Source organism: Pseudoalteromonas sp. 3D05 (assembly GCF_002723455.1).
GTDB lineage: Bacteria > Pseudomonadota > Gammaproteobacteria > Enterobacterales > Alteromonadaceae > Pseudoalteromonas.
This window is the reverse complement of sequence record NZ_PDUS01000007.1, coordinates 49,065-71,921: the sequence shown is the minus strand read 5'-3', so window position 1 is coordinate 71,921 and position 22,857 is coordinate 49,065. Positions and strand designations below refer to the sequence as shown.

Annotated in this window: 16 protein-coding genes; 2 read left to right on the top strand and 14 right to left on the bottom strand. The window is 40.4% G+C overall.

Features of this window, described 5'->3' with window-relative positions:
* The first annotated feature begins 53 nt into the window (after positions 1-53).
* Entirely contained in the window at positions 54-758 is a 705-nt protein-coding gene (locus tag CSC79_RS09295) for a response regulator transcription factor (RefSeq protein ID WP_099295552.1), read from the top strand.
* A 16-nt stretch (positions 759-774) separates the two neighbouring features.
* Here CSC79_RS09295 and CSC79_RS09290 read toward each other — a convergent pair whose 3' ends face one another.
* The 6 genes from CSC79_RS09290 to dinF form a co-directional block, all read right to left on the bottom strand.
* Positions 775-2,286, bottom strand: coding sequence for a YifB family Mg chelatase-like AAA ATPase (locus CSC79_RS09290; RefSeq protein WP_099295551.1), 1,512 nt, complete (start codon positions 2,284-2,286; stop codon positions 775-777).
* Positions 2,287-2,321: 35 nt separating this feature from the next.
* Positions 2,322-2,936 carry a trimeric intracellular cation channel family protein gene (locus CSC79_RS09285; RefSeq protein ID WP_099295550.1) on the bottom strand — a complete coding sequence of 205 codons (615 nt, stop codon included), beginning with the start codon at positions 2,934-2,936 and terminating at the stop codon, positions 2,322-2,324.
* Positions 2,937-3,008: 72 nt separating this feature from the next.
* A complete protein-coding gene (locus CSC79_RS09280) occupies positions 3,009-3,380 on the bottom strand; it encodes a hypothetical protein (protein WP_099295549.1) in 372 nt (123 codons plus the stop codon).
* Between the two features lie 46 nt (positions 3,381-3,426).
* Positions 3,427-6,924, bottom strand: a complete 3,498-nt coding sequence (locus tag CSC79_RS09275; RefSeq protein WP_099295548.1) for a hypothetical protein — start codon at positions 6,922-6,924, stop codon at positions 3,427-3,429.
* Between the two features lie 578 nt (positions 6,925-7,502).
* Positions 7,503-11,516 (bottom strand): two-component regulator propeller domain-containing protein, encoded by a 4,014-nt coding sequence (locus CSC79_RS09270; protein ID WP_099295547.1) that lies wholly within the window; start codon positions 11,514-11,516, stop codon positions 7,503-7,505.
* Between the two features lie 107 nt (positions 11,517-11,623).
* Entirely contained in the window at positions 11,624-12,958 is a 1,335-nt protein-coding gene (gene dinF, locus CSC79_RS09265) for an MATE family efflux transporter DinF (protein WP_099295546.1), read from the bottom strand.
* Between dinF and CSC79_RS09260 the strand changes: the two genes are divergently transcribed.
* Positions 12,935-13,966: a polysaccharide deacetylase family protein gene (locus tag CSC79_RS09260; RefSeq protein WP_099295545.1), complete on the top strand. Its 1,032-nt coding sequence runs from the start codon at positions 12,935-12,937 to the stop codon at positions 13,964-13,966. The genes dinF and CSC79_RS09260 overlap by 24 nt on opposite strands.
* A 44-nt stretch (positions 13,967-14,010) precedes the next feature.
* On the opposite strand, the gene CSC79_RS09255 is transcribed toward CSC79_RS09260, so the two are convergent.
* The 8 genes from CSC79_RS09255 to CSC79_RS09220 all read right to left on the bottom strand — a co-directional run bounded on the left by CSC79_RS09255 (position 14,011) and on the right by CSC79_RS09220 (position 22,823).
* Positions 14,011-15,048: a chemotaxis response regulator protein-glutamate methylesterase gene (locus CSC79_RS09255; RefSeq protein ID WP_099295544.1), complete on the bottom strand. Its 1,038-nt coding sequence runs from the start codon at positions 15,046-15,048 to the stop codon at positions 14,011-14,013.
* Positions 15,049-15,057: 9 nt separating this feature from the next.
* On the bottom strand, positions 15,058-15,675 hold the full coding sequence (cheD, locus tag CSC79_RS09250) for a chemoreceptor glutamine deamidase CheD (protein WP_099295543.1): 618 nt from the start codon (positions 15,673-15,675) through the stop codon (positions 15,058-15,060).
* A complete protein-coding gene (locus CSC79_RS09245; protein ID WP_099295542.1) occupies positions 15,668-16,489 on the bottom strand; it encodes a protein-glutamate O-methyltransferase in 822 nt (273 codons plus the stop codon). The genes cheD and CSC79_RS09245 overlap by 8 nt, the downstream gene beginning before the upstream one ends.
* Before the next feature lie 373 nt (positions 16,490-16,862).
* The gene (locus CSC79_RS09240; RefSeq protein WP_099295541.1) at positions 16,863-19,556 is read right to left on the bottom strand and encodes a methyl-accepting chemotaxis protein; all 2,694 of its coding nucleotides are present in this window, start codon (positions 19,554-19,556) and stop codon (positions 16,863-16,865) included.
* 40 nt (positions 19,557-19,596) lie between these two features.
* A complete protein-coding gene (locus tag CSC79_RS09235) occupies positions 19,597-20,082 on the bottom strand; it encodes a chemotaxis protein CheW (RefSeq protein ID WP_099295540.1) in 486 nt (161 codons plus the stop codon).
* Entirely contained in the window at positions 20,079-22,163 is a 2,085-nt protein-coding gene (locus CSC79_RS09230) for a chemotaxis protein CheA (protein WP_099295539.1), read from the bottom strand. The genes CSC79_RS09235 and CSC79_RS09230 overlap by 4 nt, the downstream gene beginning before the upstream one ends.
* A gap of 15 nt (positions 22,164-22,178) precedes the next feature.
* Positions 22,179-22,541 (bottom strand): response regulator, encoded by a 363-nt coding sequence (locus CSC79_RS09225; RefSeq protein WP_058561442.1) that lies wholly within the window; start codon positions 22,539-22,541, stop codon positions 22,179-22,181.
* Between the two features lie 9 nt (positions 22,542-22,550).
* The gene (locus CSC79_RS09220) at positions 22,551-22,823 is read right to left on the bottom strand and encodes an STAS domain-containing protein (RefSeq protein ID WP_099295538.1); all 273 of its coding nucleotides are present in this window, start codon (positions 22,821-22,823) and stop codon (positions 22,551-22,553) included.
* Positions 22,824-22,857: the final 34 nt, after the last annotated feature.

Here is a 22,857-nt window from a genome sequence, read left to right as displayed (position 1 = left end):
CTTACGCTAATGAGTGCTAATATGGAGACATCAATATAGGTAATTAAGATACTATGACTATTAATGTTTTACTGGTTGAAGATGATGAACTATTGGTTAAACGCATCATTAAACACTTTGCCCAGACTGAATTTCACATTGAAAATGATGCAACAGGTGCTCAAGCGCTTGAAATTGTTAGCTCACGTGAACATAGCAATAGTGCCATTTCACTTGCCATTGTTGATATTGTTTTACCTATGCGTGACGGGCTCCATTTAGCTAAAGAGCTCAACACCTTAACTGATATCGGTGTGATTATGCTTTCAAGCCGCGACTCACAAGCCGATAGAATTGCAGGCCTTGCCCAAGGCGCTGATGATTATATTTGCAAGCCAGTTGATCTTTTAGAGCTAGAGTTACGCATGCGTGCACTGCACAAAAGGTTAAAAGGCAGCACTGATAATGACGAAAGTGAAGAGTTTATTGAATACGCCGACTTTAAACTCCACCCAGATAATCGCACACTGATTACTGCAAATGGCATTGAATCACGTTTAACTGAAGCAGAGCATAAAGTCCTTATATGCTTAATTTCGAACGCAGGTAAAGCGACACCTAGAGAAAAAATATCAGAAGAAATTGGTCAACCTGATTGGAGCCCCAACGATCGTACTGTAGATGTTCTCGTTGGCCGTTTACGCAAAAAGCTCAGCGATGAAAAAGACCAAAAACGCATCGTAACTGTACGTGGTAAAGGGTACATGCTATCAATTTAAGCAGAATATCCAGCCGCTAATACTGTGATAACTGCGAAATCAAACGCTCAAAGGCGCGATAATTAAGCGCCTCTTTCAATTGCGCTAATCCTATATTTTCCTGGCCTTTTAAATCACTAATTGTGCGCGCAACCTTTATTACCCGATGATAAGAACGTGGTGACAATGACAGCTTTTCACTGGCTTTAGCTAAAAACTGTAACTCCGCGGGTGCTAATTCGCAGAATTTACTCATTTCTTTATTATTAAGCCGTGCATTCACTTTGCCTTGTCTGGTGAGTTGAATATTATAAGCAGCTTCAACCCGCGCTCTCACCTGAGCACTGCTTTCTTCAAGCTCAGTACTTTGTAACTGATTGCTACTCAAGCGAGGCAACTCTATTTGTAAATCAATTCGATCTATAAAAGGGCCTGACACTCGGGATAAATATCGCATAACTTGATCTGGGGTTGCCCGTTTATCATTATGACACCCTGTGGGACTTGGATTTAAAGCAGCAATCAGTTGAAACTGGGCCGGAAACTCCATTTGCCGCGCAGCCCTTGAAATAGTAACCGTGCCGGTTTCCATTGGTTCGCGCAGTGAATCCAATACTTTTCTTTCAAATTCAGGCAACTCATCTAAAAACAACACACCATTATGAGCCAGAGATATTTCGCCTGGTTTAGGGTTTGAAGACCCCCCAACCAAAGCGACAGCTGAGCACGTATGATGAGGACTACGAAACGGCCTTTTACGCCAATTGGTTAAGTCGATTGATTGACCAATAATAGAATACAACGCGGCACTAGAAAGGGCTTCTTCATCAGACATACTTGGCATTATGGTGGGCATACGCTGAGCAAGCATTGACTTACCTGTGCCAGGAGGCCCTAAAAAAAGTAAATTATGACCCCCAGCGGCAGCTATTTCCAATACCCTTTTAGCACCCGGCTGACCTTTAACATCACTTAAATCGTGAATAAAATGAGTGCTTTGAACACGCTCTTCATACTCAATGTTCAGTGGCAATGGTTGCTGATTCAGTAAATCATTCCACACATCCTGTATTGAGTTAACTGCTTTGCGCGTTACACCATTCACCAAGCTAGCTAGACTGTCATTAACAGCAGGCAGAAAACAACAACGCCCTTGCTCTTTAGCGGCCAATACCGAGGGTAAAATGGCGTTCACACCTCTAACTTCGCCATTTAACGCAAGCTCACCATAAAACTCATAGCGCTCTAATTCATTACAAACCACTTGCCCTGAAGCGACCAAAATCCCAACTGCGATAGCTAAATCAAAGCGGCCACCCTCTTTTGGTAAATCTGCAGGCGCAAGGTTGACCGTAATTCTTTGATCAGGGAAACCGAACTGAGAGTTTTCGAGCGCACTTCTTACTCTGTCTTTTGATTCTTTAACTGAGGCCTCTGGCAAGCCGACAATATGAAAGGCTGGCAAACCATTGCCTAAGTGAACTTCAACCATCACCTCTGGTGCTTGAATTCCCACCTGCGCACGAGAATAAATACGAGCTAACGACACATCCTTTGTCCCTGTAATGTACTTTTTATTACAGTCTAGTCAGGATATTTAAAAATATGTAGTGTAAGTTGCCATTTCATTGCTGCAAGACGTAATAGTAAGGTCGTTAGCATTGCTAAAACCATCGCAATTTCAGTCATCGCATTCAATGAAACACTCTGAGTATAAACTAACCCACCAGCAATACACGTAATGGCGTAAAGCTCACCTTTTAACAACATCGGGATATTGCCAGCCAATACATCGCGTATCATGCCCCCAAAACAGCCTGTGATTATTCCCATAATTATGGCTGTGGTTGCAGGCATGCCTGCAAGCAGCGCCTTTTGCGTGCCCATAACAGCAAAAAACGCTAATCCAAATGCATCTGCAATTTGTAAGTGGTAAAGCGGAATCGATTTTTGCTTGTTGATCAATCTAGCTGTAATAAATACAGCGGCAAAAATAGCAATAAAATAACTTTGATCGTGCAGCCAAAATACAGGGACATCCAAGATCAAATCACGCACTGTTCCCCCACCAATAGCCGTAACAGTGGCGAGTACAAAAACTCCAAAGCCATCCATTTTTTTATCGTAAGCAATCAACGTGCCTGATACTGCAAATACGGCAACGCCAATTAAATCAAACCAGTGGTAAAGTTCAGTCATAGTTGTCGCTAAAAAGTGAGCTAGGGATGTGTTGTAACACAATCACCTGTCACTTTTAAACAATCTTAATAATTAATCTGCTTTTGCCGTCAGTTCGATAAACTCAAGACTATGCGTCATAATATTTTCGGCTAGTGTACCATCTGAAAAAATCGATTCTTTATCAGCTGCTGAATCAGGGTTTGCGACCAGTTTTTGATAATCACTTTCAAGCTCAGCCCACACGCTTCGCTGCTGTGCATTTAGTGAAGTCGTTTGCTTTCTTACCTTGCTTGCTTCAGAGTATGCTTCCTGCGCCTTTTCAAACGCACTCACGGTATCCTCTTTATTGCCAGAACTGGCAAACAGGTTGTTGCTGAACTCACTGACATCCTGCTGTACAGATTCAACGGTTTCACAGCCAGAAAGCGCGACAAGAGACATAGCTAATATGACCTTATACATTTTTTCACTCCCAAAAATAAACGGAGCCGCTAGGCTCCGTTAAATGTTATTGCTTTATCAAGCTACCCATTACACTAATGTGTAGGCTTGTGTCCTCTTTAGAAGGATGCTCTCCAGGCACAGTGACGCTAAAGGCTGCGACACTATACCCACTTTCCAATAATGATTTAGGGGTAAATATCATACCAAAGGTCGCATCTTGCGATGCCGTCTCTGGGCTGACTAACTTTAAGCTACCCAATTCAAGTGACCACTCTCCCTCTCGAACCGTGCCATCTAAATCAAAGCTTGCGGTTCCATTACTACGAACTTCAATCGCGCGTTCAGTAATAGCCCCTTGCTCCATGAAACTAAATACATAATTACCAATAATATCTGCTTCACTAAATTCGATTGGCTCTACGACATCCGTAACTCGTTTGTCCACGCCAAAGCCATTACCATCAAGCCATATTAAGCGATTACCTTCCCCTTTTAAAACAACATAAGGGTCAACCTCACCGGTATCCATTTGATTTAGGTAGTAATCCAATGTAACACTTAATAACTCTGGGTCACCGGAAGGATCCGCTGTGGTAGTGTAGTTACCTGCACTTATTACAGGAGATACGCCTGCCTCATGATCCATCTCAATAAAATAACCATCCCCTTTAAACACCGCAAAGTAAAAGTCATTATCTGCAATTGAACCATTAAAGTAGCCCCCTACTAATGGGTTGTTTGAATCATAAACACGCTGCAATAAGAAATCCCCTTCACCGTTAAATGTAAGAGTGAGGGTATCGCCTTCAACACTTGCCTCAACAGTTTCTTCTTCGTCAAAGCCAAATGTTCCATTTGTGTCTTCAGTTAAAGTAACCGCAAACTCGCCAGTTTCTTCGTTCCAGGTAAAGTCACCTATTTCATAGCCAGCAAACGCATCATCTACACCGTCATCAGCTTCGCTTTGCACATGTATCCACTTACCATCTCGAAGTATAACGACTACATCAGGTTCATCTTCTACCTGCCAAGCGCCATCGAGTGGGTGGACTGGTTGAGGGCGAACAGCCTGTACATTATCTGCGGCCATTGCTTCATCAAAATACCAAGCTTGGGTATTTGCCTGATTACACACTCCGCTCTGTTCATAAATACACACAGTGAGGTAGTTGCGATCAAAGTCCATTATTTCGATTTGCTGATCACTGTATAAAAGTTTCCCAGAAGCTAAACTATAATCATATGACTGTGTAACACCTGCGTTAGTAAAGCTAATTGTGTAACTACTAGGCTCGCCTTGCTCGTCATAGTTTGTCGCAATAGTGATTGTTTCCACCCCCTTGCTATTGGGCGTATACAGTTCGATATAATTTACATTGGTTGGGTATCCGTTTTCATCAAAGCCTGGGTTCTCTTGAATCCAATAGGGTGCAAAACGTGTGACACCATACTCACCATTTGCAACTGAGAAATTACGAAGATGGGAGGAGTAATTTTGCGGCCTTTCTGAACCATCAAAGTTATAGAACCGGTATTTACGATAGGTAAAGTTTTGGTCATTGGCTGTTGCCAATAAACGTTGTGAAAACTCGCTATATACTTGGCAGGTTTGGCCTTCAGGACACACTGGTTGAACACCGTTATCAGTGAAGTAGTTATAACGTAAAAACTCACCCTCACTGCCGATTTGCCACGAACGATAATCTTGGTTTAAATTAAAGTTCATTAAGCCATCATCATAAACATCGTAATGTAAATCAGTCTGTGGCGCGTTGTACCCCTGATAGATTGTCCACTTGCCCAGTAATTCGTTTGTAGTAAATGCTAATTGATTATCTTTGACCATTAAACCAGATGAAGTACGTGTTGATTCATCTGCTTTGGCGTTTAGTGATGACACAAATTGATACCCTACTTGAACATCCTTTATCAACCAAAACTCATAATCAAACACGGCCTCTTCATTGGTGTTGGTAATCACTAAGCGATTATCAATTATTTGCCAAGTGATACTAACAGGTGCTTTATCATTATCTCTGAGCGTTCCCGCACCGCCAGCAAGTAAATCAAATGATACGGCACTTCTTAAACCTTGAAATTCACTTGCACCATCAACAACCCAGGTGCCTATGAGTTTATCGGCCGTAATGGCTATCGTCTGTTGCTTTTCAATTAAACTAAAGTTGGTTGTGCCTTCATATGAATCGTGAACATCACCTGTGCTGCTCCAGCGTCTTTCAAACTTTCTGTAAAGTTCAACGGTTTTATTCACATCGTTCTCAAGGAGTATGGTCATCCCTAACTCCACTAGATACTGACAACTCTCCTGCTGCTGATTATTCTCATCCATCATCATGGCGCAGCTCTCTAAAGCGGCCTCATCAAGTACCATGCTTATCAAGGGTCCAGTTTGTTGCCAGGTAAAGTTCGTTTCAAAACCAGTAAAGCTAATGTAACCCTTTTCCTCATCAAGCAGATGTAATTGCGCCGCAGCTGCGCGGTAAGATTGTGGCATTGTCAAAATGAATTCACCTGTTACATCACCAATGGTTTTGTCAATCAGGTCATCATCGTCTTTAATCGCTTTTTTAGTGGCCTCGATTAAGTCAGGGTCTTGACTCTCAACAGTGTTCACGAAGTTGTCAATATCGTTTGCATTAGATACTAACGCCAATGTTGAATCCACGCCTTCTGGGAGTGTGTAGTTTTCATCATCTACAATAATTTTAATTAATGCCGATAATAAAAGCTTTTCATCTGCATCAACCGCTAACAACGCATTTGAAAGTGAAGCTTCGTCTTGCACATCACCATTATCACGTTTTACCAAAGCATATTCAGCAGTACTCACATTGGTAATGTTAACGCCGAAGTTTTCATTTTTTGTCAAGGTCGCATCATCACCCGCTTGTGTAATTAAAGTTGCAACTGACTTTAACTGCGATACAAATTCAACCTCTGGGTTGATAGCGTTGTTCCCCAGTGCCACTAACCTTACAAGCTTATTAGCAAACGAGTCATCCACTTCAACTTTCACTGTGTATTGACCCGTTTCATCGGCGGTGACTTCAAAAAGGTCATCACCCACTTGAACAGCTATATTTGAAGAGACAATAGGCTCATCTGTGACAATTCCTGTAATAGTCACACTGAGCACTTCACGCTTTATATTAACCGTGATTTGAGCACTTTTGGTCGCACCTTCATTATCAGTCACCGTCACTTCAAGTACTAAATCGGTATCTTCTTCGATATTAGGCGCAGTAAAGCTAACATTTTCACTATCACTACCTGCTAACGTGACTGTAGGCCCTGAAATAGCTTGCCATGCATAGCTTGTGATACTGCCATCACTGTCGCTGGCAACAGCGGTCAAGGACAACTCTTTTCCCTCGTTAACTTCTGCGTCACCAGAAATACTCACAGTTGGGCTGTTATTACTTATAGCTGGGGGCGTGGAGTCGCCACTATCGCCGCCTCCGCCACCACAACCTGTGATAATAAAAGCACTCGTCAATAGTGCCAAAACACCCGAACGATGAAGCCTATTTGATACACTCATTTTGTTTCCTTTTTCCCTGTTGCTGGCCCTATGTAAATCAATAAAACTGATTACACGACACAGATAAGCCAAATGAATAAATCAATAAATGAAAATAGAATGACGAGATACATCTTTTGCAAAATTAATTGGCAAATCCACTTATGCAATTGAGCCGCTATTCCATTACTCAGGTATCAATTTTTGGAGCACCTTTTCTACAAAAAGTAACTGGGATGATTCTAGTTTAACTTACTAAACACGGTGACTACATATGCGACCAATTTGTACTCATTCCCGACAAGTTTATAATTTTCAATATAATAGAGGCGTGAAATACTTGTGATATGAAATCTTCTAATCAGGTATTGGCAAAGCAATAAAAGAAAAATAGCAGAGGCTAGCCTACTCTCCAGCCTCCACTTAAGGAGAGAAATTCGATGATTTATACATATTTACTATATGTAAGTGTCAGACCCATTAAAGCGAAGGGAGTTACATGCTAAAAAGGATGAACAAAGCATACCGCAAGACGCAAAAAAAACAGCGTCCATATCCGACCAATTTGTCTCCTCACACGACAAAGTAATAACTTTCAACTAATTAGATAACTGATATTCCTTTGCTGTCATCCCATATTTAGCTTTAAAGGCCTTAGAAAAATAAGAACGCGAGGTAAAACCGACATCTTCTATTACTAAATTTATCTGCCGACCCTGCAGTAATAAGTCTGCAGCCTTAGTAAGACGAAAATCTCGGATGAACTCAGTTGGGGAAAGGTTAATAAGCACTTTCAATTTTCGCTGAAATTGACGTTCACTAAGCGCTAACTCTTTTGCGCAACGTGGCACCGTCAGCTGCGTATCCGAGTAATGTAGATCTAGAAACGCATTTAAATTAACTAATAATTGTGTGTCTTTGGGATCTCGATTCACCGTACCACTTTTTGTTGATTCAGCTTGAATCTCATGTGGAGTATGTTGATGATATGTATTTATCCATGCAATCCAATTATCGACTTTAACCAATAGTTCATCACGGTCAAAAGGCTTAGTAATGACATCGAGCGCAAAATGATTAAGTCCTTTTAAGCGGCTTTCGTGATCGCCTTTAGCGGTTAAAATAATAGCCGGAATATGGCAAGTAATACGACAGTTATGCGCTTCTTTTAATAGAGCAAATCCGTCCATTTTTGGCATCATCAAATCTGTAATTAATAAATCAGGTACATGCTTTTGCATTAATTCCATCGCAACTTTACCATTACTGGCCATCAGCACTTGATATTTAGCAGCTAACTCATTGTAAAGGTAATGCCTTAATTCATCATTATCTTCAGCAACTAACACGGTTGCCAAATCATCTTCGTTAAGATGTTGCTTAGTTTTGATTTGAAGATTATGTTGACTTTGCAATTGCTTAGGAGCACAAACCAGAGCGAATTTAACACTAAATTGAGTGCCTTTGAGCAATGTACTTTGTAGCTCAATTTGTCCAGCGTATTTATCTACGAGCTTTTTAACAATAGATAAGCCTACACCGCTGCCTTCTACATTTGTATTGCCTGCTGTTCGGTAGAACAAATCATAGACTTTACTGGCTTCCACCTCAGCAATACCCCGTCCAGTGTCTTTAAACTCTATTACTGCCTGTTGCTGCAAAGCATAAACCTTTAACTCAACTCTGCCTTGTGTAGTAAATTTGAATGCATTGCTTAGCAGGTTATTAAATATTGTGATTAACCCTTCTCTGCTAGCGTGGATATAAAGAGCTTCTTCAATATCATATTCGAACACAATACCTTGCTCACCTAACACACTAAACTGCTCAGCAACCTCTCTGGCTATTGCCGACAATGAAATAGTTTTTAGTTCTTCATCATTGCTTTGATCAAAGCGCGTTAACGTAAGTAACTTATCTACTAATCCCTCTAGCCGTCGTGAATTGCGCAAAATTAAATCCAGATTAGCTCTTTTATTAGGGTTACTCTCATTCGTTAACAATGCCTGTGTTGGTGCAACAAGCAAGCTAAGCGGGGTTCGTAGTTCATGAGATGCATGAGTAAAAAAGCGAACTTTGCTTTCTAACGTGTGCCCAAGCGCAGTAGCTTGCTTTTCAATCACTGACTTTTGCGACTCAATCTCTTGGGTTCTTAATACCACGCAACGCTCTAGTTCACTCTTTTGATTACGTAATCGCTGTGTCCATAGACTAATACATATCCAAACAAATATTGCACACAAGAGGCAATAAATAAAATAAGCCAATGAGCTTTGCCACCACGGAGTAAGTACATGTAGGTTTAACATCAACGGAGCGAGTGCTTTCCCACCTAAATGTGAATTTGCTTCAACAACAAGCTGATAATTTCCTGCCGGTAAATTTGTATAATCAATCGAAAGGCTTGCTCCTTTCGCTGAACGCCATTGTTGTTCAAAGCCAATTAATCGATAGCGATAGACATTGGTTTTAGGTTCTGAGAAGTGCAAAAGGTTAACGGCAAGCGAAATACGCTTTACTGAGTGAGGGATCTCCAGTTGACGATTTTTCTCAACCTCATAATGCATACCTAATTGGCTACCCATGCTGTTGCGTAGAGGCTGGTCATCAAACTTTAGCTTGGTTAATGCTAGTTTAGCAGGTAGTTGAGGTTGGTATTCATCGGACGAAAAAACGGTTAGGCCTTGTGTTCCGCCAAAAATGACTTTTCCTTGCCGCGTTTTGAGATACGCCCCTGCATTAAACTCATTTCCTTGAATGCCATCTTTTGCTTTAAAGTGCCTAATGAGGCCAGTCGAGCTATTAACTTTAGCAAGGCCATTGTTAGTACTGAGCCAAACCGATTCCTCGCCTTGTGCAACCAAACCATATACAACTTGGTTAGGTAAGCCATCATCCAACCCGATGTGTGTAATTTGCCCTGTGCCTGCTTTTATAATATTGACCCCATTAGAGGTTGCCAGCCACATATCTCCATTATCACGTAGTAAGAATGCTCGAACTGTATTGTGGCTTAACCCTTCGCCTGAAGGACGCTTTGTAAAATGGGAGAGGGAATCTAACTCGGTATTATACTTATAAGCACCAAAGCCATCTGTCGCAATCCAAAGCTCATTATTTTGCCCGTGATAAAGGCTGGTCACTCTTGGGGCATCAATGAGCAAAGTTGTATTGGGTTGCGGCTTACTGTAGCTAATAAATTTTTGCGATTGAATATCAAATTTGAATAACCCCCCACCATTCGTTCCCACCCATACATTGTTGTTACTATCGGCTAATAAGCTATAGATACTATTCTCATACAACCCATGCTCCCCCTCCTCTGCATGATAGGCGATCAATTCACCTTGTTTGGTGATAACATTAATGCCGCGCTCCCACGTTCCAATCCACGTATTGCCTAACCCATCTTGGGTAATGACTTTGATTGCGTTGCTTGATAATGCTATTGGGGATGAATGCTTATCTAGGTGGTCTACACGGTTAAAGTTTTTATCAAGGATATCAATACCGGCCCCCCAACTCCCATACCACAGCCGCTGCTTAGAGTCTTCATGAAGAGCCCAAGCATCATTGCTGGATAAAGGGGCTGGTTTACGTAATTTAGTAAAGCTCAACGAGGCTGGATCTAACTTGCTAATACCATTCGCTGTACCAAACCACATAATACCTGATTGATCTTTAAATACACTGTACACACGATTATGCGCTAAGCTGTAGCGATCAAAAGGGTCATGTTTTAAATGAGTGAAGCGCTGTGTTTGCTGGTGATAAATACTGACACCACCACCACGTGTTGCAAACCAAGTTCGGCCTTGCTCATCGAATTCAATATCACGGATTTGGTTACTTGAAATGCTCTCAAAATCTTGTTCACCATGGCGCCAATTGGTAAATATCCGTTTTGTTAAATCGATTTTATAAGCGCCGCCTCCTTGGGTTGCAATCCATACGTGAGCATTAGCATCTTGCTTAATGGCATAAATACTTGGATAGATAGGCTCAGCTTTAAAGATGTCTTCTAACATAGTAGGCAATAAGGTGTCGGTTTGTAAATCATAGTGGGTTAAACCGCTACCATTACTGCCAATCCATAGAATATTATCTATTTTTTCAAGTGCGTAAATCGGCTTTTTTAGATTATCGACGAGCGTATCAATTTTTGATGAGTCACGGTTTATACGATACACAACACCGTCAAACGTACCAACAAACAGCCATTTTTCATAAAGGAGTAGTGCAGTAATGCGCTTTTCATTTAACAAAGGAGTAGAAAAAGCGTAATTAAATAAGTTTAACTGATTAACCCCCCCATAGCGCGTGCCAATAACTAACTGATTTTGATTATCTAGGGATAATGGGTAAATGTAATTGTTTGCCAACGAATTACTATTTTTATCCGAAGCCTTAAACACTTCGAAACGGTCCCCATCAAAACGGTTTAAACCATCTTGTGTTGCAAACCACATAAAACCAAGTTCATCTTGCTCTATGCTAAACACTATACTTTGAGACAAGCCATCTTCTATTGTGTAATGCTCAAAAGCCGCTAAGGCATTACTTAATTTGAGTAAGATTAATACACCAAGTAAAAACCCTAGCTTTAACCGCATCAAAAACCCTTTACTCTACTCATTCCATATAGGTAAAGCTTAGCCGATACTTTTTATTTACACACGTAATTAAATGTGATTAAAGCAAAGTTACCCGTATTGAATACTTAGTAAAGTAAGCGCCCCGCTTTCTTTAGCTGCCTATAACGTACAATTAATGTAATACCTCTTAAGAGCATAAAGCAGGTCATTGCTAGCCATAAACCATGATTTTGCCAAGAGTGAAAAACCAAAAATACACCCGCAAAGCCGACACTCGCTGACAATAACATACTATTGCGCATGTCTTTTGCTCGCGTTAACCCAACAAATACACCATCAAATAAAAAACAACTCATTGCCGCAACGGGCAACACGACAAGCCAAGGCAAGTACAGTGTAGCGGTAGCAATAACCTCAGGTACATCAGTTAGTAAAGCGATAATGTGCTGTCCTAATAAGGCAAAGAATACACTATATGCTAAAGCAAACATTGCTCCCCAAAATAAACTAACTTTAACCCATAAGTGTATTTTGCGTTCACTATTTTGACCCTTAGCTTGACCGACCTTTGCCTCGCTTGCATAAGCAACTCCGTCAAGAGCAAAGCTCACCAGCATTAAAAAGTTAAGCAATACGGCATTTGCAGCCAAGGTTATATCGCCTATACGCGCCGCATAAAAGGTCATAAAGCTAAAACACAACTGCAAAATAAGAGAGCGAATAAAAATATCACGGTTTAAACTTAGTAATGCCACCATCTGCGAAGCACTAAACCAACCACTAATAAACAATGGCACCGACTTTTTAGCGGCTAAATTTAAAACCAAAACAGCAGCAAATATGAACGCGGTATAATCTGCAATCACTGAGGCCCATGCTGCGCCCGCCACTTGCCAATCTAAGTAAACAACGAAATAAATGTCGAGCACAATATTAGTAATATTAGTTGCTAACAGTAAATAAAAAGGGCCTCGGCCGTAATGCACGCCCAACATCCACGCCAATAAAACCAAATTACATAACGCAGCAGGCGCACTAAAAATACGAATATCAAAATAAATATACGCCTGCTCTAGCACTGCATCACTGGACCCTGATAAATACGCAATTAAATCTTTTATCCACGGTGATGCAGCAAGTAAAGTAAACGCAACAACAAGGGCTAACAATAAACTGCGTTTTAATAAGCTTGCCAGCAGTGCTTTATCCTGACTGCCATACGCTTGAGCAACCAAGCCTGTGGTACTCATTCTTAAGAAGCCTGCCAGCCAAAACAATAATGAAATGACTGTCGCGCCCAGTGCTATACCTGCTAGATAATGCGCACTCCCTAAATGCCCAATGACAGCCGTATCAACTATTCCTAACAGTGGCACGGTTATATTTGATAAGATCATCGGACCCGCTAATAACAACAAGCTTTTATGGTGTGCTTTATGAACTTTAAGAAATTGTTTCACTGTGTTTTATTTATCCTTTTTTACCTATCGTTTTCTGTAAAAAGCGCAATTATTTTACAGTATCATCATGTTAGCGAAACGCTGCCCGCAGTTACTAGCATCAGTGCTAAAAACTTTGAAGCCCATTTAAGCTACCTTAAACAACATGACTTTAATGTGATTCCATTAAATGAATTAGTAAACTCTTTACAACAAGGCAAAAGCTTACCTGATAAAACGGTCGCAATTACTTTTGATGATGGTTACAACAACAATTATGACCAAGCCGCTCCTATACTTGAAGCATTTAATTACCCTTATACCATTTTTGTAAACCCAAAATTGATTGATGAAGGCAAAGGGTATGTTATGGGCTGGGATAAACTTAGAGAGCTTGCCAAAAAAGGGGCGCTGATCAGCAATCACAGCTCACAGCACGATTACCTGCACCAACGCCAAAGTGGTGAAAACGACGCGCAATGGAAAGCACGAATAAAAGACGATATTTTATTTTCGCAAAAGCGCATTAAAGAGGAAATTGGTCATGATTTTAAATATTTAGCTTATCCTTATGGTGAGTTCAATAACCAGCTTCAAGAATTGGTAAAAAGCCTTGGTTTCATTGGCATTGGCCAACACTCAGGAGCCATTGGCGTAAACTCTGATTTTACCCGCCTGCCACGCTTTCCAGCATCGGGATTTTATAGCAAATTGGATACTCTCAAAACCAAACTTAGCTCTCGCCCATTTACAATTAAAGCGCTTACATACTCTGATAGCGTAACTAACGAAAACCCACCTATCATCAGTATTCAATTTGAAATGGGTGACTTTCATAAAAGTCAATTAGCCTGTTACGTGTCTGGTGTTGGACAAGCTCAGCTAGATTGGGTTACAGCTGATACAGTAAAAGTAAACTCTCCTAAAAAGTTAAATTTAGGTCGCTCGCGGTTTAACTGCACAGCTCCATCAAAGACACATAAAGGAAGCTATTACTGGTTTTCTCAACCATGGGTACTTACAGAGTAAACAAAATGGGTTAACTTGAGCCAAGAGCATAAAGCTCAAGTTACTTATTTAAGCTGTTTTTGCGCTTTTTTCAATAGATGCTCTGCCACTTTTTCTAGTGGCAAAACATCATCAGCAGCCCCCAATTCAATAGCCGCTTTTGGCATCCCCCACACGACTGATGTGAGTTCATCTTGTGCAATTGTATAAGCCCCACAGCCCTTGAGCGCTAATAACCCTTTGGCGCCATCATTACCCATACCTGTAAGTAATGCCGCCACGGTATTTTTAGGATGTATGTTTACTAGTGAGTTAAACAGCACATCGACAGCAGGGCGATGGCGATTAATAGCAGCCGACTCATCTAAGTGACAGATTAAATGGCTACCACGCTTTACTACACTCAGGTGCTTACCTCCTGGAGCTATGAATGCCCAACCTGCTGCTAACTTATCTCCATGCTCAGCTTCTTTAACATTAATTGTGCAAGTTTTATCCATTCTTAGAGCAAACGAGCTGCTAAATACAGGTGGAATATGTTGTGTGATTACAATAGGAGGGCAATTTTTAGGCATTCTAATCAACACTTCTTTAATCGCTTCCGTTCCACCTGTTGATGCGCCAATGGCTAAAATAGCAGAAACATTAAAGTTTGAAATTACGCTAGGTTCTATAACCTGGTTACTTGAAGGTTTGCACGGACGTACTCTTGCGCTTGCCGCTGTACGCACTTTTTGCTGCAGCACCGCCGCATATTGGTTAAATTGCTCCGATAAATTGACAGTGGGCTTAGCTATAAAGTCAACAGCTCCAATCTCTAATGCCTCTAAAGTAACAGGGGAACCTTTCTGAGTTAATGTTGAGATCATAACGACGGGCATTGGACGTAACCGCATTAAGTTTTTTAAAAAACTAATGCCGTCCATTTTAGGCATTTCAACATCGAGCGTTAATACATCAGGCTTTAACTGCTTGATCATTTCTCGTGCTTGATAGGGATCTGCTGCACACCCAACAACCTCCATATCGGCTGGCTCGCACAAAATATCTGTTAATATTCTCCTTATCAAGGGTGAATCATCAATAACTAAAACTTTGATCATGAAGAACTCCTAAAAGAGCTCGATATCTGTATTCGAGTCTTGTTTTTCAATATCATGCAAGTAGCGCACTTCACGCTTTTCTAATGCATCGCTGTGCATTTCTCGTAATTTTTTAACTTGTGCCCTACCCGTCTGAGGATTAAAGTTGACCTTTCTAGGCCAAGGCCCCCCCACATCATGGGAAACAAGGTCAAGCTTCTCTTCCTGCACATAGGAATAGGCAAAACGAATATTACCTAAGCCTATGTCTGTCATAGAACGAATAATTTTTCCACCACCAAACAATTTAATTTTTAAGTTACTGCGAGAGCCTCCATTTTTCAGCACTTCATTAATTAAAAATTCCATTGCCCAATTACCATAACGACAGTTTAAGCTGTGCGCATTTGCTTGCTCAACTCCTTTCTCTGCAGGCAGCATAAAATGATTCATACCACCAATCCCTAATTTATCATCGTAAACGCACGCAGCAATACATGAACCTAATACAGTACTAATTAATTCGTCATTTTTGGATACATAAAACTCACCCGGTAATACCTTTGCAACTACATGTTGCTGTCCAGCATCCCAGAACCGCTTTACGTGCTCAAAACCAGGCAGCACGGTTTTAAATTGGTTACTCATTAGCCACCTTTTGATACATTGTTTTACCTAGGTTTCTAAATTCACTGTGCTCCTTACCCATACTTTCTGAATGACCTAAAAATAAATGGCCTCGGGGGGCTAAAATGTCACAGTAGCGTTTAAACAGTTGATCTTTTGTTTCTTTATCAAAGTAAATAACCACATTTCGGCAAAAAATCACATCAAATGAACCTTTCATGGGCCACTTTTGCAATAAGTTAAGCCGCTTAAAATGCACTTTTTTTTGTAACTCAGGCTTCACTTTAAACGTTTCACCATCTTTGCTTTTCAAAAACCAGCGCTTTAAATGGTGCGACTCAAGGCCATTTACATTCGCCGCGGTATAGCTGCCCAGTTGTGCCTTATTTAATACATTAGAATCTAAATCGGTCGCTAAAATTTTAACATCCCAATCGCTAGGGAAAACACCATCTAAGGTCATTGCTAATGTGTAAGGTTCTTCTCCAGTCGAGCAGCCAGCAGACCACACTCTCACTCTTTTTGTTGACCTATTAGATAGTAATAGATTGGGGATAATATCTGACTTTAAATAATCGAAATGATGTGATTCACGAAAAAAGGAAGTGAGGTTAGTCGTTATTGCATTAATAAAATCGCTAAATTCTTGCTCTTCATGTGCTTCTAAATAGGCTAAATACTGCTTAAAATTATTTAACTGCAGAGAGCGAATACGTCGTGCTAAGCGTGAATAAACCATTTCTCGCTTATGATCACCGAGCACAATCCCGCATGCATCATAGACTAGTTTGGCAATAGTCTTAAAATCATTATCTGTCAGCAAAAATTCTTTCATTGAACATTCCCGCACTTAAGAAAACTAAATTAGTGTCAAAATCCATTTATACCAATTCGCTTAATTAAGTGACCTATTTTGAGGGTAGAAAAACGTGTTGATAGCAAGGCAAAAATTCGCTATTTAGATATCCTAAATGAGAATTTTTTAACGCAGGTAGCGACACGTCTAGCCCCGCAAAATGATTAAGTATTATTGCGGATTGGTATTATATACAAGGTAGCTGCGACATAACGAGACAGGACCACCTGAGCACGGCATAAATAGTTAATAGGGCTTAAAACTGTATAAAAGGCATGAGGGTCGCAATATATGAAACCCTCTTAGGCTCAATACCCAAACAGCTGTACTAATTAACTAGCACATAACTTATTTAAAACTCTTCCCACTCATCTGATGAATCAGCAAAGTCATTACCTCTAGGAGCACTTCTTACTTTACTAGTATGCAATGTTGGTATTGATTCAACGACAGGAGGCTCTGTTTTAAGTGGTGCCTCTTGCTGATTCAGAGAAAAGAAGGTGAGTAAGCGGCGCATATCGTTTGCCTGCTCTGACATCGACTCTCCCGCTGCTGATGCCTCTTCAACTAATGCTGCATTTTGCTGCGTCATTTCATCCATTTGCGAAATCGCTTTATTAACTTGCTCAATGCCGGAGCTCTGCTCAACTGACGCTTCTGCAATATCAGAAATCATTTCCGTTACTTTTTGCACTGAGCTGACAATATCTTGCAGCGTTGCACCTGACTCATTCACTAACAATGTACCGTCTTCTACTTTACCAACACTGTCTCTAATTAATTCTTTAATCTCTTTCGCTGCACCCGCTGAGCGTTGTGCTAGATTTCGCACTTCACCAGCTACAACAGCAAAACCACGGCCTTGCTCACCCGCTCGAGCCGCTTCCACTGCCGCATTCAGTGCAAGTAAATTGGTTTGAAAGGCGATTTCGTCAATCACACTAATAATATCTGCAATCTTTTTACTCGATTCATTGATTGCTGACATACTCGCTACAGCTCGGTTAACAACCTCACCACCTTCTAATGCTTTGTCGCGGGTTTCTTCAGCCAATCCATTCGCTATTTTTGCATTGTCAGCGTTTTGACGCACGGTACTTGTCATCTCTTCCATGCTTGAAGCGGTTTCTTCTAATGAAGATGCTTGCTCTTCTGTGCGCTGACTTAAATCGGTGTTGCCCTGCGAAATTTCCTCTGCACCACTTGCAACCAAGGTCGCCGATGAGTTTATCCGATGCATCACTTCTGTGAGTTTATCAGCCGTGGCATTTGCGTCTTTTTTAAGCTTATCAAAAGAGCCTTGATAATCCTGCTCAATACGTTTTGATAGATCCCCTGTAGCCATTGCACTAAGCATCAGAGCAGTATCTGAAACTGCATCGTCTACGATACTAACTAAGCTATTTAAGCCAACGGCTAAGCGCTTAAAGAAGCCATCTTTATCTTGCTCACTAATACGTTGGTCTAAATCACCACGCCCTGCTGCCTTTACAAGGTCATTGACTTCCTTCTCTATGGCAACCTCACCGGTTCTGTCCTCCCATTCAACAACAGTGCCTATTCTTTCGTTTTCTGGTGTGAATATAGGATTTGCAACCAAGCCAAATGTTCTTCCCCCAACTACAATTTCCGCGCTATACGTATCCGTTAAGGTATTTAATAACCCCCTCTGATGCGATGGATTTTTATGGAATACATCTATATTTTGGCCTAATAAATCATTACAGTTAAAGTTCGGTAAATCTTTACGTAAATCTGATTCTGCAATACGCATCATATTCTTAACAGATTCGTTGAGGTATATAATATTATTGCCCGTATCAGCAATCATTGTATTTGTAGCTACTCGATCTAAAGCGCGACGAACACGTAAATTCTCTTGCGCATTCTTTTTCTCTTCTTGCGCTTTTTGCTCGCTCTGCGTTATATCTTGCCACTCAACAATTGTACCTAACCGTTTGCCATCATCATTTACCCATGGCGTCGCAATCAGCTCAAAAATAAGTCCTGCTAATGTTAAACGAGCATGATGAGGTTGTTTAAGGTCTTTTAAAAGCTGACGCTGATGAGATGCTTGCTTGTGAAAGTCATCAACACAAGTACCAATTAAATCAGCGACAGAGAAACTAGGTAGCACAGTCTTTAATTGTGCTTCTCTAGCACTGAGCATTTTTTTAACTTCTTCATTCACAAAAATAATTTTAAGATCATTATCTGCAATCATTACATTGGCTTGGCACACTTTTAATGCGCTTGCTAAATCAGCACTAATACGCGCTTTTTCAGATATCTCTTTTTGCTCAGAAATGTCGCTCGCATACTTAATCACTTTAACAGGGTTGCCATTTTGGTCAAAAATTGGATTGTATGACGCTTGGATCCAAACTTTTTTTCCTCCTTTGCCTAAACGCAAATACTCACCTGAATCAAAATGCCCATTACCCAGTTTCTGCCAGAATTTCTGATATTCTTCTGTCTTAGCGTAATTAGGATCAACAAACAGACTGTGATGCTTGCCTTGTATTTCAGATAAGCTATAGCCGACGGTCGCTAAAAAATTATCATTAGCCGTAATAATGATGCCATCTAAGTTGAATTCGATAACCGCTTGAGACCTATTAATGGCTTGTACTTTACTGGTGGCGTCCACAGTCTCTTTTTTAAGAGCAGTAATATCTGATGCGAGTAGAACTATTTTAGTAACATTTCCCTGCTCATCTATAACAGGGCTGTAATTTGCCTGAAGCCAAACTATCTTTTCATCATTGGCTAAAAAGCTAAATTCACCGTTAATTGGCTCACCGCTTTTCACTCGTTGCCAAATCGCTTCACTTTGATTTTCTTGTGTTTCATTAGCAATAAATACACTGTGATTTCGGCCTTGTAACTCTTCTAGGCGATAACCCATCATATCTAAAAAGTTATTATTTGCTGTTATCACTGTGCCGTTTGGCTCGAACTCAATAACAGCAAATGATTTTTTTAATGCAGCTATTACTAAATCATTTTCTGATTTTGGCTGCTTTGAATTACTAAACCACCCCATGCCCATCACCTTTTATTGCTTCATTAACTAAAATGAACAGTTAAATATCCATCGTTTTTTTCAGATCTAATAACGCAACCATCTTTTCTCCAACATTAACCAGTCCTGCAACAAATTCTGAATTGTCTGAATCTGTAAATGTTGGAACCATTTTGGCGTTCTTTTCAATAATGCTATAAACATCAGATACCGCATCAACAACCATACCCATTATTTTTGTTTTCTGTCCTAAATCGACCTTTATCACAATCACGACTGTGAGTGCGCCATATTCGATTCTTGGCAAACCAAATCGCAATCGCAAATCTAAAATTGGTACTATGGTGCCTCGAATATTAATGACTCCTTGAACATAATCTGGAGCATTAGGAATAACGGTTATTTCTTCCCAACTGCGGATTTCTTTCACCGTTAAAATATCAACCCCATACTCTTCTTCGGCCATAATAAAAGTTAAAAATTGCCTAACTCCTTGCTCTTCTTCAAGGGTCAAATTACTATTTAACTCATTCAGCAAAGCGCTCATGACGCCTCCAAATTAGCTTGCGATTCAATAATTAATTCTTGGCTGCCTGGCTTTCTGAGCCCTGACATTTTTATTAATCCGCTAATATCTACTATCAGTGACACTCTGCCATCACCTAAAATTGTGGCACCTGAGACACCATCAACTTTCTGATAATTGGCTTCTAAGCTTTTAATGACCACTTGCTGCTGTGATAATAAATCATCCACCAACAGTCCAATTTTTTGGTTGTCACTCTCCACTACGACTAATAGCGTTTTATCTAATGTTTCAATCGCTCCTTGATGTTTAAAAATGTTGTACAACCGCAAAATAGGGATGTACTCATCACGAAGTCTTAATACATCAAGGTCTTTACCTACTCGGCTCACTTTTGTTACATCAATCTGTAACGACTCTACAATCGAAATAAGCGGGATAATATAAGTATGCTTTGCAACTTTAACGAGTTGTCCATCCAAAATCGCAAGTGTTAGCGGTAATCGAATCGTAAATGTTGAACCTACGCCAGGCGCTGATGCCACTTCTACAGAGCCGTTAAGTGACTCTATATTACGCCTCACGACATCCATACCTACCCCTCGGCCTGATAAGTCACTCACCGCGTCGGCAGTAGAAAACCCTGCTACAAAAATAAGCTCATTTATTTCTTTATCTGATAATTCGTCTGTCTCAGAAATCACCCCATTAGCAATCGCTTTTTCTTTTATTTTTTGCGTATTAAGTCCTTGGCCATCATCCATAATTTCAATAACGATGTTGCCGCCTTGGTGAAATGCATTTAGTGTTACAACACCAACAGGGTCTTTTCCTGCGGCTATTCTTTGATCAACCGTTTCTAAACCATGGTCAAGGGAGTTTCTAACTAAGTGCACCATTGGGTCTGATATTTTTTCCATTACCGTTTTATCAAGCTCAGTTTGTTCACCCAGTAATTTCAATTCAACTTGCTTATTTAATTTTTGCGAAATGTCTCTAACCAACCGAGGAAATCGGCTAAATACAAAACTGATTGGCAACATTCGAATGCCCATTACGCTCTCTTGGAGATCTCGAGTGTTGTGAGCTAATTGCGCTAACCCTTCTTGTAAGGAAGCAAACGTTGCTTCTGTAACTTCCTGTTCGCCAAGCTGGCTTAACATTGCTTGTGTGATGACAAGCTCGCCTACCATGTTAATTAACGAATCAACTTTATCTATCCCCACACGTATAGAGGTTGACTCTGAAGATGATGCCCCTGAACTTTGAACTTTTGCAGAAGTGCTAGGTTTAGCTTTGACTGCCGTTGCCGCTTTGGGTGAAGTATCAGCTGGTTGAGATTCTTTTTTATCTTCGCTTTCAACAGAGTTTTCGTCTAAATCTTCAAATAAACCTCCGCATAGACTTATGGTGATATCGGCATCATCTTCCACCCACTCAAATACTTCTTTTATTGCAGTTTCAGGTTTTTCAGTATTAAGGAAAAAACGCCATGATAAATAACAATCATCCGGTGCAAGCTCTTTAATGTCAGGTACTTCGTTATGAAAAACAACTACGTCTAAATCACCGAGTTCGGCGAGTTCACTCACCATATAAAGTGGCTCATTGCCTGTTTTAAATAGGTGATGATGTGGCTTAAAGTCAATTTGAAATGTATTTAACTCTGCGAGCGGTTCAGAGCTATTTGTTGACTCATCATTTGAGCTTTCATCCAGTTCAAGGATGTGTTCGAACTTTTTACGTAACTCTATAGATTCGCTTAGGTCTGGCTCTTGCTCTGCTTGCAAGGCACTTAATAAAGCTCGCAAACAATCGATAGACTTAAGTAATAAATTGACGTGCTCGGCGGTAAGAGGGCGAGATCCATCACGAATTTGATCCAAAAGCGTTTCTAATACATGTGTAAAATCTGCGACCGAGTTAAAACCAAATGTACCACTGCCTCCTTTAATTGAATGCGCAGCACGAAATATTGTGTTTATCGCTTCTGAATCTTCTTCGCCGGGAACTAAATTTAGTAATTCTGCTTCCATGGCATCCAAGCCTTCAAAGCTTTCTTCGAAAAAAACTTCAAAAAATTGACTTAAATCTATACTCATGCCCCGCTCCCTAGATTAGCGAATCACTTTTTTTAATACTGCTAATAATTGCTCAGGGTTAAAAGGTTTGACTATCCAACCCGTCGCACCTGCAGCTTTGCCTTCTACTTTCTTATCCATTCCAGACTCTGTAGTAAGCATCAATAATGGGGTAAATTTATAATTCGGGAGAGTGCGTAATTCTCGTATTAAAGTAATACCGTCCATTACGGGCATATTTACATCCGAAATAACGGCATCAAAACCTTGCTGCTTGGCAATACTTAAAGCTTCGCTTCCATCTTTCGCTTCCGTCACATCAAATCCTGCTTTTTTTAATGTAAAGCCAACCATTTGACGCATCGACGCAGAGTCATCCACAGCTAAAATTCTTTTCATATAAACTCCTTAATCTGCATTATCGAGTACTAAATATTCACTTAAACCCAACTGGGTAATAACACTTTTTAGCGCATCACTTTGGCCAACCCAAATAATTTTATGCTGCACTGATAGTAAATGTTTTTGTAAAGAACAAAGTAATTGAACTGACGCTGTATCAGCACGAGTAACATCGCTTATATCTAAACAAACATCATCATTGCCGCTTAATTCATTTAATAAATCTTGGTGTAAGATTTCAACTTGGTTAATCGCTAATTCCGCTGGAAGTTTGATCATATACTTTGTGCTTTGCGTGTTTTACCAATTCATT

Excerpts from the sequence above, each read along its gene's own strand:
- CSC79_RS09295 (WP_099295552.1), top strand. The coding sequence starts at position 54 with ATGACTATTAATGTTTTACTGGTTGAAGATGATGAACTATTGGTTAAA.
- CSC79_RS09285 (WP_099295550.1), bottom strand. The coding sequence starts at position 2,936 with ATGACTGAACTTTACCACTGGTTTGATTTAATTGGCGTTGCCGTATTT.
- CSC79_RS09280 (WP_099295549.1), bottom strand. The coding sequence starts at position 3,380 with ATGTATAAGGTCATATTAGCTATGTCTCTTGTCGCGCTTTCTGGCTGT.
- CSC79_RS09275 (WP_099295548.1), bottom strand. The coding sequence starts at position 6,924 with ATGAGTGTATCAAATAGGCTTCATCGTTCGGGTGTTTTGGCACTATTG.
- CSC79_RS09270 (WP_099295547.1), bottom strand. The coding sequence starts at position 11,516 with ATGCGGTTAAAGCTAGGGTTTTTACTTGGTGTATTAATCTTACTCAAA.
- CSC79_RS09260 (WP_099295545.1), top strand. The coding sequence starts at position 12,935 with ATGAACTTTAAGAAATTGTTTCACTGTGTTTTATTTATCCTTTTTTAC.
- CSC79_RS09255 (WP_099295544.1), bottom strand. The coding sequence starts at position 15,048 with ATGATCAAAGTTTTAGTTATTGATGATTCACCCTTGATAAGGAGAATA.
- cheD (WP_099295543.1), bottom strand. The coding sequence starts at position 15,675 with ATGAGTAACCAATTTAAAACCGTGCTGCCTGGTTTTGAGCACGTAAAG.
- CSC79_RS09245 (WP_099295542.1), bottom strand. The coding sequence starts at position 16,489 with ATGAAAGAATTTTTGCTGACAGATAATGATTTTAAGACTATTGCCAAA.
- CSC79_RS09240 (WP_099295541.1), bottom strand. The coding sequence starts at position 19,556 with ATGGGGTGGTTTAGTAATTCAAAGCAGCCAAAATCAGAAAATGATTTA.
- CSC79_RS09235 (WP_099295540.1), bottom strand. The coding sequence starts at position 20,082 with ATGAGCGCTTTGCTGAATGAGTTAAATAGTAATTTGACCCTTGAAGAA.
- CSC79_RS09230 (WP_099295539.1), bottom strand. The coding sequence starts at position 22,163 with ATGAGTATAGATTTAAGTCAATTTTTTGAAGTTTTTTTCGAAGAAAGC.
- CSC79_RS09225 (WP_058561442.1), bottom strand. The coding sequence starts at position 22,541 with ATGAAAAGAATTTTAGCTGTGGATGACTCTGCGTCGATGCGTCAAATG.
- CSC79_RS09220 (WP_099295538.1), bottom strand. The coding sequence starts at position 22,823 with ATGATCAAACTTCCAGCGGAATTAGCGATTAACCAAGTTGAAATCTTA.